Here is a 15,495-nt window from a genome sequence, read left to right as displayed (position 1 = left end):
TCCACTCACTCTCGTCTCGGCGGTCTCGCGATCTTCCGCGGTACCATCTCGTCATGCGCCCGGAGAACCCGAGTGCGCGCATCTCTGCCGTTACCTGTCTCGCTTCGCGCCCTCCGTCGCCGACCGGACGTCTCCCGAACCCGCAAATCCATGCTGTCGAACAAGTTGTTTAGCAATCGATACTAAGTACTGCAATACACAGGTATTTCGTGCCGAGGCCGCCGGCCGTTACACGGCATCTCGCAGATTCCTGACCACGAACCGTAACGAACGACGAGCCGAGGACGGTAATCACCACGTCCCCCGTTCGAGCGATCGCGACTTCTCCGCCCAGGTCACGACCGCCCGTCGGCCCGTCCCGAACTGGTTCACAACGGGAACTGTAGGAGCCGAACCTGTGGGAAAGCTGTCTACTCGATGTCAGGTCGCCCAGATGTGCGATTCCGGGCCGCTCGCCGACGACACCGACCACCTGCCACGTCGGTGGTCGTCGCCCCGACGGCCTGTACTGCGTAAGTTTGATTCGGTAACGACCCCGTCACGCTCGAGAACATCGATCCGGAAGAGGAGCGGAATGCCTGATTCACGAGGGCGTCACACGGTCGATGACCTGTACCGCCCCGAGGACGCCGACGCTCCGGACGACGGCGCGGTGACGCCTTCCACCGAAGTGCCCGCCCCCGAAGTGCCCACCGCCGAAGTGCCCACCGCCGAAGTGCCCGCCCCCGAGGTGCACCGCACGTGGGACCCTCTCACCGATCCGCTCGATCCCGCCGATCTGTTGCCGCTCGACGAGCCCGGCGATCCCAGTTTGTGGGAGCGTGACCTGCATCCGCGCGATGCGATCACCTGGGAAGAGTTCAGCACCGACGCCGAGCCGACACCGGGACCGCACGACATCGGCCCGCCCCAGAGCCCGAACGGCTCCTCGGCACATCACGGCGACGAGCCGACCGGAGCCGCCGTCACTCCGCAGCCGTTCGGCGGTGTCACCGATCAGAATCCCGACCCCGATGTCCAACCCGGTGGCCCTGCTCCGGCCGATCCGCATGCACCGGTGTCCGAGGCGGTTCAGAACACGGTCACCGACCGGATTCCGCGAACCCCCGAACCCGCCGTCGCAGCGGTCGGCCTGCAGAAGCGCTTCGGCGATTTCGTCGCCGTGTCCGATGTCACGTTCTCGGTCGCAAAGGGCACCATCCTGGGTCTGCTCGGCCCCAACGGTGCCGGCAAGACGACGACCGTCAACATGCTGTGCACGCTACTCAAACCGGACGCGGGCACCGGCCTCGTCGCCGGTCACGACGTCGTGCACCAGGCCGCCGCGGTCCGCCGTTCGATCATGTTGACCGGACAGTTCGCCGCGCTCGACGAATCGCTGACCGGGCGGGAGAATCTGATCCTGTTCGGGCGCCTGCTCGGTCTCGCGAAACCCGCCGCGACCGTCCGCGCCGACGAACTGCTCGCCGCCTTCGGATTGACCGACGCGGCCCGTCGGAGGGTGCGCGAGTATTCGGGCGGTATGCGCCGCCGGATCGACATCGCGTGTGGCCTGGTCACCCGCCCCGAAGTGGTGTTCCTCGACGAACCGACCACCGGACTCGACCCGCGTAGCCGACAGGAGGTGTGGCAACTCGTGAAGAGTCTGCGCAACCAGGGCGTGACGACGGTGCTCACCACGCAGTACCTGGAAGAGGCGGACGAACTCGCGGACCAGATCGTGGTGATCGACCACGGCCGGGTCATCGCGCGAGGTACGACCGACGAACTCAAGTCGCAGATCGGCACATCGGTCTATCAGGTGACACCCACCGATCCCGAGCAGGTGCCCGCGGTCCGGGAGGCCCTCGCCGACCTGCTGGCCGAATCGCCCTCGCCGGTGCAGTCGGCGCTCACACCATCACCGGATGCGCCGGCCCGCGACGGCGACCGACCGATCTCGGTGTCGGTGCCCGCCCCCGACGGCGCGGACACCCTCGTCCAGATCGTCCAGCGAACGAGCGCCGCCGGCATCCGCCTCTCCGACGTCGCGCTGCGTCGGCCGTCGCTCGACGAGGTCTTCCTCGCCCTCACCGAACCCTCGACCACGAAGGTGCCCGTCCCCTGATCACGCACACCACCCCGGACCCGACCGGACCGACGCAGGCCGCGGAGCCACAGGTCAGCCCACCGCAACAGTGGTGGGCGCTGACCACGCGCGGTCTGTCCGGCATCGTGCGCAACGGCGAGATCATCTTCGCGATGATCGCTCCCGCCTTCCTCGCGGTGTGCTTCTACGTGCCGTTGCGGTCGTTGATGGACGCCTATCCGGGCATGGACTACGCGCAGTACCTGATGCCGATCATCGCGCTGCAGTCAGTCGGCTTCGTCGCGTCGGCCTCCGCCATGCGTTCGTCGATGGACGGCATGCGCGGCATCAACCTGCGCTTCCGGGTCATGCCGATGAACTCCCTGGTCCCGGTCGCCGCCCGCGGGTCGGCCAATGCGGTTCTGCTGACGATCTCACTCGTCTTCGCGACCATCGCGAGTCTGCTGATCGGCTGGCGTCCGCACGGTGGCATCGGCGGGACCATCGGCCTTTACGCGGTGGCCTTCGTCGTCGGTCTGCTGGTCGCCGTGATCGCCGACGCGCTCGGGCTGTTGGCGAGCAGCCCCGAGTCGACGAGTCAGATGCTCGGACTGCCGATCCTGATCCTCGGCATGCTGTCGACGGGATTCGTCCCCGAGAGCCAGTTCCCGGAGTGGATTCAGCCGTTCGTCCGCAATCAGCCGGTGTCGCAGTTCTCGAACGCGATGCGAGCTTTCAACGACGGCACCGCGACCTGGTCGGTGGTGGCACCGACGGTGTACTGGTGCCTGGGGATGGCCGGTCTGGCCGCGGGCCTGCTCATCTGGGCCGAGCGGAGGCTACGCGCATGACGACACCACCGCAGATGAGTTCCACCGCGGCGGCGGCCGCGACGATGCCGACCGGCGAGGTCCCACCGGAACACTCGACCGATGCCTGGACGACGCAGACCCGAATCCTCACCGGACGACAGCTGTCGGTATGGGTGCGGGACTACTCGACGCTCGGCCAGAGCCTGCTGTTCCCGGCGCTGTCGATGGTCATGTTCAAGGTCGTCCTGGGCGATGCCGTGGGCAATGCGACCGGTCAGAACAGCGCGTACGGAACCGTGCCACTGGTGATCCTGGTGGGAGCCATGTTCGGCTCGATGGCGGCGGCGGTCCGGCTCAACACCGAACGCGGCACCGGTCTCCTCGGCCGTCTGTACGTGCTGCCGATCAACCGTGCCGCCGATCTCAGCGCACGCATCATCGCCGAGCTCGTGCGCATCCTGGCCTCGACCGTGGTGTTGTTGGTGGCGGGGCTGTTCATCGGTTTCCGTTTCACCCAGGGTGTGTGGGCCGTCCTCGGCATCATCGGGGTCGCGCTGCTCTACGGCATGGCGTTCTCGACGATGGTCCTCGCGCTCGCCGTCAACGCGAAACCGGCGGCCCCGATCGTGCCGATGATCTCCTTGTTCTCGAGTGTCCTGATGTTCTTCAACTCGGGGTTCAGCCCGCTCGAGGCCTATCCGGGATGGCTGCAGCCGATCGTCGCGAACCAGCCGATGACACCGGCGATCGAAGTGATGCGGTCACTCGCCGTCGGCGGACCGATCACCGAGAACCTCATCAAGGTGATCGTCTGGTCGGTCGTCCTGCTGGGCGTCTTCGTCTACCCGGCACTGCGTGGTTATCAGCGCGCCGCCACCGATCACTGACGGCCTCGGGACAGCGCCGGGATCGTCGAGGACCGTAAGCTCGCACCATGGCCACCGACAAGACCGGAGTCCACACCTCCGTTGCCCACCACCCGGCCGAACGCCGCTACGAGATCACGGTGGCGGACGCCGGTGAACCCCGGGTGGCCGGGTTCACCGCTTACCGTGACCGTGACGTCGACGGCACCGGACAACGCGTCTTCTTCCACACGGAGGTGGCCGAGGAGTTCGGTGGCCGTGGTCTGGGCACCATCCTGATCCGCGAAGCGCTCGACGCGACCCGCGAAGAGGGGCGCGTCATCGTCGGTGTCTGTCCGATGGTCGCGGCCTTCCTACGCAAGAACCCCGACTACGCGGATGCGGCGCGCCCGGTGACCCCCGAGGTGCTCTCCTGGCTGGAGACCGCGCTCAACTGACCGAACCCGGCCGAGACGGGGAGGCAACCGGTCACTCGTCGGACGTCGACACCGGGACGGTCGCGCTGTGTTCCGACGTCTCGCCGCCGACACCGTATTCGATGCGTTTGATGGTCGGTCCGGTGTTGACGACGATCGACGCGACCAGCGAGCGACCCGGCGGCAGGACCCGCGCGGTGACCTGACCGCTGTCGAGGGGCCGCAGCTCGTCGACCAGCACATCCCGCAACCGGCGCAGGAGGTCGCGTTCGGGCACCATGCTCAACGCACCGTCGTCGAGGAGCAGCACTGTGACACCTCGCCTGCGGGCCTGCCACACCGCGTCACGAACCGGGTCGGACTCCCACGCGGGAGCTCGGATCCCGTCGCGCAGTTGCGCCTCGGTGAGTCGTACATCGGCCACCTCATCGATGGTGAACTCGTGCCCGTCGACGATCTCGCCCAGGATCGGTCGCGCGCGACGCCCCAGTCGAGAGAGTTGGCGGCCGCGCTCGGCCGCGGCCGCCGCCGTCGCGGCCTCGGTCGCGGCCTGCGCGACCGCACGCTCGCGGAGAACGCGGATACGTTCCGCGAGCGGCCGCGCCATCAACATGAACAGCATCGCCAGCACCAGGACCGGGTAGCAGAAAGCCGTGTTTCCCGCACCGGAGGCGAATCCGAATCCGATTGCCATACCCCACAGTCCGGCGATCCCGGTGCAGCACACGGCACCCATCCAGGCGAACGCCGGCCGACCACGCACCGCGAGCAGGGTGAACACGATGGTTGCCGCGGAGACCGGCGGTGCCGTCTGGAGCTGAAGATATGTCTCGCCGGGCAGGCTCCACAGCGAGATGGCGAGTCCGCAGACCGCCATCAGGGCCGCCGGGACGGCAGCGGAGAGCGGGAACCGCGGACCACGCGCTCGCTGAACGATCAAGGTGGCGATCGCGAAGAGCACCAGACCGGCGATCAGCCCGGCCCAGTTGTGCACGGACGTGATGTGCCATCCGGCAGCGATCGTCACGACGGTATAGACCGCCGCGAACAGCCCGAGTCCCCGCGTGACCGTCGACGAGCCGAGCCCGTAGATGTCGACGGTTGCGTCGTCGAGCTCCCGGTCCTCGGAACGCGGATTCGGCGTCACGACCGCCGCCACTCGACGACGACGGTCGTCCCCCGCCCGGGCGCGCTCACGATCTGGGCTGCACCGCCCGGCAGCGAGGCCATCCGTCCCCGGATTCCGGTGGCGATCCCGTACCGTTCCGGCCCCACCGATTCGGGGACGAACCCCACGCCGTCGTCGGTGATCGTGACCCGCACGGCGGCGTCGCCGAAATCGCCACCGACCACACAACGGGCGCTCCCTCCCGCGTGCCGGTGCCAGTTGCGCACCGCTTCTCCCGTCGACTCGGTCAGCGCCGAGACGACGTCGGCGGGATACGACACAAAGCGATCGTGCACGAACAATTCGCTGCGGACACCGTCGCTCACGGATGCCGCAGATGCCCGGATCCGTTCGGCGAACTGGGTCGCCGAGACGACACCGAGGTCGTGGTCGTCGCTGCGGTCGAGCTCGTCGAGGGTCGATGCGGCCTGGTTCGCGAGACGTGGGTCTAGCCGCCCCGGTGTCACGGCGAGCAACGACGCGATCACCTTGTCGTGGATCACCGCCGCAAATCGTGCGCGTTCGGCTTCCTGTGCCATCTCCGCGGCACCGGTGGCGGCCGAGGCCAGAATCTCGGCCCGGCGGGCGTCGAGTAGTCGCACATTGGCCATCGTCGCGATCGCCACGGCCAAAAAAACCCCGCTGAGCGCCATCGTCAGGGGCGCACTGAGCAACGCGACCGGACGGATCTCACCGAAGCGACCCACCTGGTTGGCCGCATGTACGGCCAGCGTGGCCGTGACGAGATGCGCAATGGCCCAGCGGGCACGCGCCACCAACACCAGACCGATGCTCGGCACCGACGGAAACTGCACCATCCACACCGCCCAGCGCGCCGGATCGTTGGTGGCGCCATTCCATGCGACGAACCAGAGGAGCGTCGCGAGCAGGTAGCCCAGCGCAGACAGGACCATCAGGGCCTCATGGCCCCGCGGCACCGGGCGGAAGGACGCCAACACGAGCAGGATCGCGGGCACGACGATCAGCGCCAAGCTGACCGGCGTCCACCAGACCGCGGTGAGATCGGCGCACCGGATGGCCACCGGGATCATCACCACTGTGAACGTGAGGAGGCCGAGACCGATGAAACGCCCACCGCTCCGCTGCATCCGGAGTAGATCGGAGTCGTCGCTGACCGCGGGCGCGCGCAGACCCCGCAGGCGGCCGACGACCGCTCGCCCGGCCTGTGTGTGATCGATCACCATCGAAGTCCACCAGACTCTGTGGCGGATCTGCCAGCCTCCGTTCGGACGGTCATCTGATCGTCATGAACCGGGCGTGGCTCACGGTGCCCGCACTCGGCGGAAACTGCACCGACTCCCTACCCGAAGGCGGCACCGTCCCCGATGTGCGACCACACACCTCCGGAGATCTCGCCGTCCTCGGTGACGTCGTATCGCCGCGTGGCGTCCTCGACGTTGACGACGATCGTGGCGCGGGTCGGACGTCCGGGCGGCAGGACACGCGCGGTGACCCGGCCGTCGTCGAGACGGTCGAGTTCGTCGATGAGCGCATCGTCGAGCCGCTGCTGCACCGAGTCGTCGCCGATCAGGCCGCCGTCGTCGAACAGCACGACCGACACTCCCCGTTCCCGCGCCCGCCACACGGCTGCCCGAACCTGGATCGAATCCCAGGCGGGCGCTCGGATACCGTCGCGCAGCTGGGCTTCCACGAGCCGGGCGCGCTGCACTTCGATCGGGCTGAACTCGTGGCGGTCGGCGACCTGTTCGAGCAGCGACCGGGCCTGCCGGTCCAGTCGGCCGAGCTGCCGGTCCCGTTCGGCGGCTACGGCCAGGGCCGCCGCGTCCGACGCCGCGTACCCCAGCTCCCGATCTCGCAGGGTGCGGATGCTCTCGGCCATCGGCCGCAGCATCACCACGAACAGTGACGCGAAGATCATCACCGGGTACACCCACGAGGTGTAGCCGAGTCCGGTCACGAACCCGGGCCCCCGGAAGCCGCCCCACAGCGTTGCGGACAGACTCATCGTGAAAGCGCCGATCCACGCCAGACCGAGCCGGCCCCGGACGGCGAGCAGTGCGAGAACCACGATCCCGGAGACCGCCGCGGGAAGGCACTGCAAGGTCTCGAAGGTGTCCGGCGGGACCGACCACCAGGCTGTCGCGGTCCCGGCGATCATGACCGCCACCACCGCCACGCCCCAGCGAAACGGGAACGGGTCGCCGACGACCCGGATCAGGCCCACCAGATCGGCGGCCAGCAGTGCGAACGCCAGGGCAAGGCCCAGCCAGTTCGCCGACCCGCGGATGTCGAGTCCGGAACCGATCGTGACCACGATGTAGACCGCGCCGAAGGCGACCAGCGCACCGACCACCGGCAGGGATCGCAGTCCGAACAGGTCGACCGTCTCATCCGGCCGCACCTCCACCGCGTCACGTTCCGACATCACGGACCCACCTCAGCACCACGACGGTGCCCCGGCCCGGCTCGCTGCGGACCTCGACGTCGCCCCCGGCCAGCCCGGTCATCCGACCACGGATCCCGACCGCGACGCCCAGTCGCTCGGGACGCACCCGGTCCGGATCGAAACCCTCGCCATCGTCGACGATGGCCACGGTGACCTGGTCTGCCCGGAAATCGCCGACGACGAGACAGGATGCGCCCGCGCCGGCATGTCTGCTGGCGTTGCGGATGGCCTCACACATCGCCTCGATCATCCCGGACACGACCTCGCCCGGATACCGTCCCGAGGCGGACCGGTTGATCGACAACTCACGTTCGACGTCGTCGGCGGTCGCCGCGATCGCGGTTCGCACCCGCTGTACGAACTCGTCGACACCCATTGACGCCTCGGGCGGCTCGTCGTCGCGCCGGTCGAGTTCGTCGAGGGCCGTCACCGCCTCTGCCCCGAGCCCCCGGCGCGGCCGCCCGACCTCGATCGCCAGCAGGATGGCGATGACCTTGTCGTGGATCAACGCCGCGAAGCGTGCTCGCTCGGACTCCTTGGCCGCCGACGCCGCCGACGTCGCGGCGGCGTCCATCGCGGCCGACCGTGTCTCGTCGAGCAGCCCGGCGGTCCGCACGGTCACGACGGCGACCGCGAGGAACACACACGTGAGAGCGATGGTGACCAATGATCCGAGATAGAGCTCGGGACGCAGATGTCCTGCGATACCGATCTGGTTGGCCGTCTGGGCCAGGAAGGTCGCCGCCACGATGTGTCCGATGGCCGGCAGGTACCGACCCGCCATCCCGAACACCAGACCGGGGACCCCGGGGAACTGGACCAGCCAGACACTCCACCAGGATTGCCCCGGTGTGACGTCTCCGTTCCATGCGACGAACCAGAGTCCGATCGCCAGCAGGAATCCGAGACTCGACAGGGCTGCCAGGACGGTCTGATGTCGCAAGGTCTGCCGATAGGTCGCACCGATGACGAGCAGGGCGGGCCCGACCACCAACGCGGCGCTCAGCGGAGGCCACCAGGGATCGGTGAGTTCCGAGCGGGCCGCGATGACCGGCGACAACCCGACTGTGAAGGTGATCAGTCCGCAGCCGATGAACCGGGCCCCGATCCGTTGGACGCGGGCACGATCTGTGGCGTCCGACGGCCCGACGACGCGGTCGCGCCACTGCCGCGCTCGCACATCGTCCGGCGACGCCCGGACAGGGCCGGTCACGCCGGCCGCAGTATCTCCGCTCATCGCATCATCACCATCTGTCCATTCCTGGGAATCGACTCGCAGACTGGTGACAATGCCATACCGCGTACACACTCCGATTGTGGGCCGACGATGGCGAGCGGGCACGCGAAACGGCCCGCTCCCCTGAAGGGAACGGGCCGTCTCGATGTGTCTGTTGCGGAAAGGCCGCTACTACTTGGCCTTCTCCAGCACCTCGACGAAGCGCCACCGCTTGGTCGCCGACAGCGGGCGGGTCTCCATGAGCCGCACGCGGTCGCCGACACCGGCGGTCTCGTCCTCGTCGTGTGCCTTGACCCGGCTCGTGGTCCGGATGATCTTGCCGTAGAGCGGGTGGCTCTTACGATCTTCCAGCTCGACCACGATGGTCTTCTGCATCTTGTCGCTGACCACGTAACCGATCCGCTCTTTGCGGTTGTTACGTACTTCGGCCTGTGACGATCCTTCTTGGGTCACTTTCTGGTCCTCACTCATGCGTCATCACCATCCGGTCCCGACGCCAGGCCCAGCTCACGCTCGCGCATCACGGTGTAGACACGCGCGATCTCGCGACGCACGGTCCGCAGGCGGCGATTGTTGTCGAGCTGGCCGGTGGCCATCTGGAACCGAAGGTTGAACAGCTCTTCCTTCGACTCTTTGAGGCGATCGACCAGATCGGTATCACTGAGCTCACGCAGCTCGTTCGCAGCAACTCCGAGTGCCATCAGAACTGCTCCTCTCTGGTCACGATCCTGGTCTTGATGGGGAGCTTGTGCTGCGCGCGACGCAGGGCCTCGCGAGCGGTCTCCTCATTGGGGTAGCTCATCTCGAACAGCACCCGACCCGGCTTGACCGGGGCGACCCACCACTCGGGCGAACCCTTACCGGAACCCATGCGGGTCTCGGCGGGCTTCTTGGTCAGCGGGCGGTCCGGGAAGATGTTGATCCACACCTTGCCGCCACGCTTGATGTGCCGGTTGATGGCAATACGTGCCGATTCGATCTGACGGTTGGTGATGTACGCGCCTTCCAGAGCCTGGATGCCGTAGTCACCGAACGTCACCTTGGTGCCGCCCTTGGCCTGGCCCTTGAGGCTGGGATGGTGCTGCTTGCGGTGCTTGACCCGACGAGGGATCAACATGATCAGCCCTCCTTTTCCGTGGCCGCGCCGGCAGTGGCCCCCGCATTGGCGTCCACAGCCGGAGCATCGGCGGCACGACCCGCTTCGGTGCTCGTCGCGGTGGTACCCGAGGAACCGCTGCGACGCGGCCGGCTGGGCCGGCGCGGACGGCGATCCTCGGCGGCCGGCGCGGCTGCGGACAGCTCACGCTTGCCACCGACGATGTCGCCCTTGTAGATCCAGACCTTCACGCCGATACGGCCGAAGGTGGTCTTGGCTTCGTAGAGTCCGTAGTCGATGTCGGCGCGCAGCGTGTGCAGCGGCACCCGACCCTCGCGGTAGAACTCACTGCGGCTCATCTCTGCGCCACCCAGGCGACCCGAGCACTGGACCCGGATGCCCTTCACGTTCGGCTGACGCATCGCCGACTGGATCGCCTTGCGCATCGCGCGGCGGAAGGCCACACGGTTGCTCAGCTGCTCAGCGACGCCCTGGGCCACCAGCTGGGCCTCGGACTCTGCGTTCTTCACCTCGAGGATGTTCAGCTGCACCTGCTTGCCGGTCAGCTTCTCCAGGTCGCCACGAATCCGATCGGCCTCGGCGCCGCGGCGGCCGATGACGATGCCCGGACGGGCGGTGTGGATGTCGACGCGAACCCGGTCACGGGTGCGCTCGATCTCCACCTTGGCGATGCCGGCGCGCTCGAGTCCCGTGGACAGGAGCTTGCGGATGGCGACATCCTCTTTCACGTACTCCGCATACTGCTTGTCGGCGTACCACCGCGAACTCCAGTCCGTGGTGATGCCCAGACGGAAGCCGTGCGGGTTGATTTTCTGACCCACTACTGGGCTCCCTTCTTCGGCTGACGCGACCGGCCTCGACCGGCGGTGGCCTTCTCGGGAAGGCTCTCCACGACGACGGTGATGTGGCTGGTGCGCTTGCGGATGCGGAACGCACGACCCTGTGCACGCGGCTGGAACCGCTTGAGCGTGGGGCCCTCGTCGGCGAACGCGGTGGCGACGACCAGGGTCCGGCGATCCAGATCCAGGTTGTTCTCCGCATTCGCGACGGCGCTGGCGAGCACCTTGGAGACCGGCTCAGACGCCGACTGCGGGGCGAACCGCAGGATGTCGAGGGCCTCGTCGACGTTCTTGCCGCGGATCAGGTCGATCACACGGCGCGCCTTCATCGGCGTCACACGAACGAACTTCGCGGTCGCCTTGGCTGTGGGATTCTCGGTTTGCGTAGTCATTACCGGCGCTTCGCTTTCCGGTCATCCTTGATGTGACCCTTGAAGGTGCGGGTAGGGGCGAACTCGCCCAGCTTGTGCCCGACCATGTTGTCCGAGACGAACACCGGGACGTGCTTGCGACCGTCGTGAACGGCGAAGGTGTGACCGATGAAGTCGGGGATGATGGTCGAACGGCGCGACCAGGTCTTGATGACCTGCTTGGTGCCCTTCTCGTTCTGCGTGTCCACCTTGGCAAGCAGGTGGTCGTCGACGAACGGGCCCTTCTTGAGGCTGCGTGGCATTCTCTAACTCCCTCCTGTGCTTATCGCTTGTTCTTGCCGGTGCGACGACGCCGGACGATCAACTGGTCGCTGGCCTTGTTCTTGCGGGTCCGGCCTTCCGGCTGGCCCCACGGGCTGACCGGGTGGCGACCACCCGAGGTCTTGCCCTCGCCGCCACCATGGGGGTGGTCGACCGGGTTCATCACGACACCGCGGACGGTCGGGCGCTTGCCCTTCCAACGCATACGGCCGGCCTTGCCCCAGTTGATGTTCGACTGCTCGGCGTTGCCCACCTCGCCGACGGTGGCGCGGCAGCGCACGTCGACTCGACGGATCTCGCCGGACGGCATACGCAGGGTGGCGTAGCCACCCTCCTTGCCGAGCAGCTGGATCGAGGCGCCTGCGCTGCGGGCCATCTTCGCCCCGCCGCCCGGGCGCAGCTCCACGGCGTGCACCTGGGTACCGGTCGGGATGTTGCGCAGCGGCAGGTTGTTGCCGGGCTTGATGTCGGCGGTGGCACCGCTCTCCACCACGTCGCCCTGCTTCAGGCCCTTGGGCGCGATGATGTAGCGCTTCTCGCCGTCGACGAAGTGCAGCAACGCGATCCGCGCAGTGCGGTTCGGGTCGTACTCGATGTGAGCGACCTTGGCGTTGACGCCGTCCTTGTCGTTGCGACGGAAGTCGATGAGGCGGTACGCGCGCTTGTGGCCGCCACCCTTGTGACGGGTGGTGATGCGGCCGTGCGCGTTACGGCCACCACGGCCGTGCAGCGGACGGACCAGCGACTTCTCGGGATGGTCACGGGTGACCTCCGCGAAATCTGCGCCGGACGAACCGCGACGACCCGGGGTCGTCGGCTTGTACTTACGAATAGCCATGAGTCTGTAGTCCCTCTACTCTCGAGTCCCGGTCAGCCGACCGGGCCTCCAAAGATCTCGATGGGCTTGCTGTCAGCGGACAGCGTCACGATCGCGCGCTTGGTGGACTTGCGCTGGCCGTAGCCGAAGCGGGTGCGCTTGCGCTTGCCCTGCCGGTTGGCGGTGTTGACGCTGGTGACCGTGACGTCGAAGATCTGCTCGACCGCAATCTTGATCTGCGTCTTGTTCGAGTCCGGGTGCACGATGAACGTGTACACGTTGTCCTCGATCAGTCCGTAGGACTTCTCCGAGATCACCGGCGCCAGGATGATGTCACGCGGGTTGGCCTGCGTAGCCATACTCACGCCTCCTCTGTCTCATTGGCGACGGGAGACTTCGTCTCAGTCGCTGAGTTCTGCTCGATGAACGCGTTGAGCGTCTCGACGCTGAACACCACCTCGTCCGAATCCAGGACGTCGTAGGTGTTGAGCTGATCCGGTGCGATCGGCAGAACGTTCTGCAGGTTCGCGACGCTCTTCCATGCGGCGTCGTCCTCACGGCCGAGCACCACCAGGAACTTGCGGCGATCACTCAGTGCCTCGAGGAACTGGCGAGCCGACTTGGTCGACGGGTTCTGCCCGGCAACCAGTTCGGTGATCACGTGGATGCGCTCGTTACGGGCCCGGTCGGACAGGGCACCGCGCAGGGCGGCGGCCTTCATCTTCTTCGGGGTCCGCTGGCTGTAGTCACGCGGCTGCGGACCGTGAACGGTGCCACCGCCGACGAACTGCGGCGCACGGGTCGAACCCTGGCGGGCGCGGCCGGTGCCCTTCTGGCGGTACGGCTTGGCTCCACCACCACTCACCTCGCCACGAGTCTTGGTGGCGTGGGTGCCCTGGCGGGCAGCGGCCTGCTGGGCCACGACCACCTGGTGCATCAGTGAGATGTTGGCGGTCACGTCGAACAGCTCGGCGGGCAGATCAACGGTGCCGTTGGTCTTGCCGTCGGCGGACTTGACGTCCAGCGTCAGTTTTGTAGTCGTCTCGGTGCTCACTTGGCACCACCCTTCACTGCGTCGCGGATCACCACGATGCCGCCCTTGCGGCCGGGGATCGCACCCTTGATCAACAGCAGACCGGCGTCGGCGTCAACCATGTGCACGGTCAGGTTCTGCGTGGTCACGGTGTCGTTACCCATACGTCCGGCCATCCGCATGCCCTTGAACACGCGGCCCGGGGTGGCGCAGCCACCGATCGAGCCGGGTGCGCGGTGCACGCGGTGCACGCCGTGGCTGGCGCCGAGACCGGAGAAGCCATGACGCTTCATGACGCCGGCGAAACCCTTGCCCTTGGAGGTACCGGTCACGTCGACCTTGGTGCCGTTCTCGAAGATCTCGGCGGTCAGCTCCTGACCGATCTCGAGCTCCGAGACGTCCGCGACGCGGATCTCGGCGAGGTGGCGACGCGGGGTCACTCCGGCCTTGGCGTACTGCCCGGCGACCGGCTTGGTCACCTTGCGCGGATCGATGGCGCCGTAGGCGAGCTGGACGGCGGTGTAGCCGTCGCGGTCCGCGGTACGGAGCTGGGTGATGACGTTCGGTCCGGCCTGGATCACCGTCACCGGAACGACACGGTTGTTCTCGTCGAAGACCTGGGTCATGCCGAGCTTGGTGCCCAGGATTCCCCGTGTGGCACTTTGATTGCTGGTTGCACTCTTTGTGGTCATATCTCTCGCCCCCCGCCTACTGGATGTTGACGTCGACGCTGGCCGGCAGATCGATGCGCATCAGCGCATCGACCGTCTTCGGCGTCGGGTCGAGGATGTCGATGAGTCGCTTGTGGGTACGCATCTCGAAATGTTCGCGGCTGTCCTTGTACTTATGCGGCGAACGGATGACGCAATACACGTTCTTCTCGGTGGGCAACGGCACCGGGCCGACCACGCGTGCCCCGGTACGGGTCACGGTTTCCACGATCTTGCGCGCCGAAGCGTCGATCGCCTCGTGGTCGTAGGCCTTGAGCCTGATGCGGATCTTCTGTCCCGCCACGCTGTGTCCTCTTCCGTCAGTTGTTCTCGACAGACAAACACCGCGTGGCCTGATCCGACACTGGAGGCCGGTGGACACATGACCGCCCGCGTGAGATTCGGGGATCGACGCTGTTCATCTATCGTTGTACGTAAGCTCGTCACTTGGTACGAGCCGGTTGTGCTCCGGCACCCGCGGTCGGGCGTGTCGTGTCCGTACCACTGATCCAGGGCACGCGTTACACGCCCGGTCCCGGAATCCGGGGCCTGGGAGTCATTCACCTGATGGAGGCCGCACAAAAACCTGCGTCCGCCGCTCAAGGCAACCCGACAAGTATGCACCAGGTCGGGGCCCTAAGCCAAATCCAGGACGCCGGCGGATGCCCGCGCCCTCCGCCGGACCCCGGAGATTGCCGACCGGGGCGAGCAGCGCGTCGAACTGCTCCTTCTTCTCCGGCTCGACAGGCGCCCCTCAACTTACCGGGTAGTAATATCTGGTCGCATGAGCGACTCCGGCTCCTCGAGCCCCACCTATGCCCTGCGCCGCAAGCTACCCGACAACGCGATCGGGCACGCTCTGTTCTCACTCGGCATGGTCGCCAGGGTGCCCTACTTCGGCACAGTGCTGCCGACCGTCAGCGAGATGCGGCCCGGGTTCTGCCGGGTGACGGCACCCAATTGGTTCGGCGTCCACAACCACATCGGGACCTTCCACGCGATCGCGGCGTGCAACCTCGCCGAGGCCGCGATGGGCATGCTCATGGAGGCGACCACACCGAGGAGCCATCGTTGGATTCCGAAGGCGATGAACACGCAGTATCTCGCCAAGGCGACGACGCGACTCACTGCGGAGGCCCGGCTCGACGACGCCGTGAGCTTCGCGGAGATCGTCGAGGGCACCGATGTCGTCGTCGCCGTCCGGGTCCTCGACAAGCACGGCACCGAGGTCGTCCACTGCGACATCACCACCTGGGTGACCCCGGTCTGACACGCTTGTCCGCCCGGCAACT

20 protein-coding genes are annotated in these 15,495 nt (G+C 67.1%); 5 read left to right on the top strand and 15 right to left on the bottom strand.

Annotation, left to right across the window (positions count from 1 at the left end; genetic code table 11):
- Positions 1–574: 574 nt before the first annotated feature.
- The 4 genes from ACLQ3I_RS10615 to ACLQ3I_RS10600 are packed head-to-tail and all read left to right on the top strand — an operon-like array spanning position 575 to position 4,183.
- On the top strand, positions 575–2,107 hold the full coding sequence (locus ACLQ3I_RS10615; RefSeq protein WP_425801722.1) for an ATP-binding cassette domain-containing protein: 1,533 nt from the start codon (positions 575–577) through the stop codon (positions 2,105–2,107).
- Positions 2,104–2,919 (top strand): ABC transporter permease, encoded by an 816-nt coding sequence (locus tag ACLQ3I_RS10610; protein WP_425792069.1) that lies wholly within the window; start codon positions 2,104–2,106, stop codon positions 2,917–2,919. Before ACLQ3I_RS10615 ends, ACLQ3I_RS10610 begins: the two co-directional genes overlap by 4 nt.
- The gene (locus ACLQ3I_RS10605) at positions 2,916–3,767 is read left to right on the top strand and encodes an ABC transporter permease (protein WP_425801719.1); all 852 of its coding nucleotides are present in this window, start codon (positions 2,916–2,918) and stop codon (positions 3,765–3,767) included. Before ACLQ3I_RS10610 ends, ACLQ3I_RS10605 begins: the two co-directional genes overlap by 4 nt.
- Positions 3,768–3,814: 47 nt before the next feature.
- Positions 3,815–4,183, top strand: a complete 369-nt coding sequence (locus ACLQ3I_RS10600) for a GNAT family N-acetyltransferase (protein ID WP_425790717.1) — start codon at positions 3,815–3,817, stop codon at positions 4,181–4,183.
- 31 nt (positions 4,184–4,214) lie between these two features.
- Here ACLQ3I_RS10600 and ACLQ3I_RS10595 read toward each other — a convergent pair whose 3' ends face one another.
- From ACLQ3I_RS10595 to rpsJ, 15 genes are all read right to left on the bottom strand, one after another.
- On the bottom strand, positions 4,215–5,309 hold the full coding sequence (locus tag ACLQ3I_RS10595; protein ID WP_425801716.1) for a hypothetical protein: 1,095 nt from the start codon (positions 5,307–5,309) through the stop codon (positions 4,215–4,217).
- A complete protein-coding gene (locus ACLQ3I_RS10590) occupies positions 5,306–6,535 on the bottom strand; it encodes a sensor histidine kinase (protein ID WP_425801713.1) in 1,230 nt (409 codons plus the stop codon). Before ACLQ3I_RS10590 ends, ACLQ3I_RS10595 begins: the two co-directional genes overlap by 4 nt.
- Before the next feature lie 116 nt (positions 6,536–6,651).
- The gene (locus ACLQ3I_RS10585; RefSeq protein ID WP_425790711.1) at positions 6,652–7,737 is read right to left on the bottom strand and encodes a hypothetical protein; all 1,086 of its coding nucleotides are present in this window, start codon (positions 7,735–7,737) and stop codon (positions 6,652–6,654) included.
- The gene (locus tag ACLQ3I_RS10580) at positions 7,724–8,995 is read right to left on the bottom strand and encodes a sensor histidine kinase (protein WP_425801710.1); all 1,272 of its coding nucleotides are present in this window, start codon (positions 8,993–8,995) and stop codon (positions 7,724–7,726) included. Before ACLQ3I_RS10580 ends, ACLQ3I_RS10585 begins: the two co-directional genes overlap by 14 nt.
- A 171-nt stretch (positions 8,996–9,166) precedes the next feature.
- Positions 9,167–9,466: a 30S ribosomal protein S17 gene (gene rpsQ / locus ACLQ3I_RS10575; protein WP_425790708.1), complete on the bottom strand. Its 300-nt coding sequence runs from the start codon at positions 9,464–9,466 to the stop codon at positions 9,167–9,169.
- Positions 9,463–9,696, bottom strand: coding sequence for a 50S ribosomal protein L29 (rpmC, locus tag ACLQ3I_RS10570; RefSeq protein ID WP_161062058.1), 234 nt, complete (start codon positions 9,694–9,696; stop codon positions 9,463–9,465). Before rpmC ends, rpsQ begins: the two co-directional genes overlap by 4 nt.
- Positions 9,696–10,112: a 50S ribosomal protein L16 gene (rplP, locus tag ACLQ3I_RS10565; protein ID WP_161062057.1), complete on the bottom strand. Its 417-nt coding sequence runs from the start codon at positions 10,110–10,112 to the stop codon at positions 9,696–9,698. The genes rpmC and rplP overlap by 1 nt, the downstream gene beginning before the upstream one ends.
- Before the next feature lie 2 nt (positions 10,113–10,114).
- Positions 10,115–10,933 (bottom strand): 30S ribosomal protein S3, encoded by an 819-nt coding sequence (rpsC, locus tag ACLQ3I_RS10560; RefSeq protein WP_164308674.1) that lies wholly within the window; start codon positions 10,931–10,933, stop codon positions 10,115–10,117.
- On the bottom strand, positions 10,933–11,343 hold the full coding sequence (gene rplV, locus ACLQ3I_RS10555; RefSeq protein ID WP_425790705.1) for a 50S ribosomal protein L22: 411 nt from the start codon (positions 11,341–11,343) through the stop codon (positions 10,933–10,935). Before rplV ends, rpsC begins: the two co-directional genes overlap by 1 nt.
- Positions 11,343–11,624 (bottom strand): 30S ribosomal protein S19, encoded by a 282-nt coding sequence (gene rpsS, locus ACLQ3I_RS10550; protein ID WP_005203946.1) that lies wholly within the window; start codon positions 11,622–11,624, stop codon positions 11,343–11,345. The genes rplV and rpsS overlap by 1 nt, the downstream gene beginning before the upstream one ends.
- Before the next feature lie 20 nt (positions 11,625–11,644).
- Positions 11,645–12,481: a 50S ribosomal protein L2 gene (rplB, locus tag ACLQ3I_RS10545; protein ID WP_190265825.1), complete on the bottom strand. Its 837-nt coding sequence runs from the start codon at positions 12,479–12,481 to the stop codon at positions 11,645–11,647.
- A 32-nt stretch (positions 12,482–12,513) separates the two neighbouring features.
- The gene (gene rplW / locus ACLQ3I_RS10540; protein WP_164308671.1) at positions 12,514–12,819 is read right to left on the bottom strand and encodes a 50S ribosomal protein L23; all 306 of its coding nucleotides are present in this window, start codon (positions 12,817–12,819) and stop codon (positions 12,514–12,516) included.
- A 2-nt stretch (positions 12,820–12,821) separates the two neighbouring features.
- The gene (rplD, locus tag ACLQ3I_RS10535) at positions 12,822–13,514 is read right to left on the bottom strand and encodes a 50S ribosomal protein L4 (RefSeq protein ID WP_425790702.1); all 693 of its coding nucleotides are present in this window, start codon (positions 13,512–13,514) and stop codon (positions 12,822–12,824) included.
- Positions 13,511–14,185 (bottom strand): 50S ribosomal protein L3, encoded by a 675-nt coding sequence (rplC, locus tag ACLQ3I_RS10530; protein ID WP_425790700.1) that lies wholly within the window; start codon positions 14,183–14,185, stop codon positions 13,511–13,513. Before rplC ends, rplD begins: the two co-directional genes overlap by 4 nt.
- 16 nt (positions 14,186–14,201) lie before the next feature.
- The gene (gene rpsJ / locus ACLQ3I_RS10525) at positions 14,202–14,507 is read right to left on the bottom strand and encodes a 30S ribosomal protein S10 (RefSeq protein ID WP_003938093.1); all 306 of its coding nucleotides are present in this window, start codon (positions 14,505–14,507) and stop codon (positions 14,202–14,204) included.
- Between the two features lie 480 nt (positions 14,508–14,987).
- On the opposite strand from rpsJ, the gene ACLQ3I_RS10520 reads away from it, so the two are divergent.
- Complete coding sequence (locus ACLQ3I_RS10520; protein ID WP_425790699.1) at positions 14,988–15,473, top strand: hotdog fold domain-containing protein; 486 nt, start codon at positions 14,988–14,990, stop codon at positions 15,471–15,473.
- Positions 15,474–15,495: the final 22 nt, after the last annotated feature.

The organism is Gordonia sp. DT101 (assembly GCF_049844895.1).
Classification (GTDB): Bacteria; Actinomycetota; Actinomycetes; order Mycobacteriales; family Mycobacteriaceae; genus Gordonia.
Note: the sequence above shows the minus strand (reverse complement) of the source record. Positions and strands in the feature narration are given on the sequence as shown.